Annotated in this window: 2 protein-coding genes; both read left to right on the top strand. The window is 67.6% G+C overall.

Annotated elements, in window-relative coordinates; all coding sequences use genetic code 11:
• Window positions 1-358, top strand: a 358-nt coding sequence (locus LI92_RS21270) for a nuclear transport factor 2 family protein (RefSeq protein ID WP_502691491.1), incomplete at its 5' end; no start/stop codon positions are given.
• An 80-nt stretch (window positions 359-438) separates the two neighbouring features.
• Window positions 439-1,197, top strand: a 759-nt coding sequence (locus tag LI92_RS21265) for a phosphotransferase family protein (protein ID WP_046322504.1), incomplete at its 3' end; no start/stop codon positions are given.

Raw genomic sequence — 1,197 nt, 5'->3', positions numbered from 1 at the left:
CTATGTTCTTCCGATGGCACGTTCACCGCAAGAGATCTTCGACCACCACCTCAAGGCGCTGCTCGCCGGCGACGTCGACGAACTGCTGGTCGACTACACCGACGACTCGGAGCTGATCACCGCCGCCGGTGTGGCGCGGGGGCTCAGTGGAATCCGGGCGGCGTTCAGCCAGCTGTCGGCAGTACTGGCCGACGCCGAGTTCGAGATCAAGTCGCAGACCTACAGCGGCGATGTGCTGCTGCTGGAATGGTCGCTGGCGGCCGCGGCAGTCGACGTCGACGGGGTGGACACCTTCGTGTTCGGCGACGACTCGATCCGGGTGCAGACGATCTCCCAGCAGGCGCGGCCGAAAAGCTGACGCGGGTCGGCGAATCCACGCAAGCGCGCTGCGGTGACGGGTAGGTTTCCCCCGTGAACCTTGAAGCGGTGGCGGCGTGGATGTCCGCTCAGGGCCTGGGCGAGGGCCCGCTGGACGACATCACCGAACTGTCCGGTGGCACGCAGAACGTCATGCTGCGGTTCACCCGAGCCGGCCGCAGCTACGTTTTGCGGCGCGGTCCGCGGCACCTGCGGCCACGGAGCAACGCGGTGATGCTGCGCGAGACCCGGCTGCTGGCCGCGCTGGCCGGTACCGACGTACCGCACCCGGGCCTGATCGCCGTCTGCGACGACCCGGCGGTGCTCGGCGACGCCGTGTTCTATCTGATGGAGCCCGTCGACGGGTTCAACGCCAGCGGCGACTTACCCGCCCTGCACGCCGGTGATCCGACGGTCCGCTATGGGATGGGCCTGTCGATGGCCGACGCGCTGGCCAAGCTCGGCGCCGTCGACCATGTCGCGGTGGGCTTGGCCGATTACGGAAAGCCGGACGGCTTCCTGGAACGCCAGGTTCCGCGTTGGCTGGCCGAACTGGACTCCTACGGGCAGTTCGAGAACTATCCGGGGCCGGACCTGCCGGGGCTGCACGAGGTCGCCGCCTGGCTGCAGCGCAACGTGCCGACATCGTGGCAACCGGGAATCCTGCACGGTGATTACCACGCCGCCAACGTGATGTTCTCGCCCACCGGACCGGAAGTGGTGGCGATCGTGGACTGGGAGATGTCGACCATCGGGGACCCGCTGCTGGACCTGGGCTGGTTGCTGGCCACCTGGCGCCAAGACGACGGGTCGAGCGTGTTCCTGTCTCTTATACACATC

This window comes from Mycobacterium sp. UM_Kg1 (assembly GCF_000972925.1).
Taxonomy (GTDB): domain Bacteria; phylum Actinomycetota; class Actinomycetes; order Mycobacteriales; family Mycobacteriaceae; genus Mycobacterium; species Mycobacterium hiberniae.
Note: the sequence above shows the minus strand (reverse complement) of the source record. Positions and strands in the feature narration are given on the sequence as shown.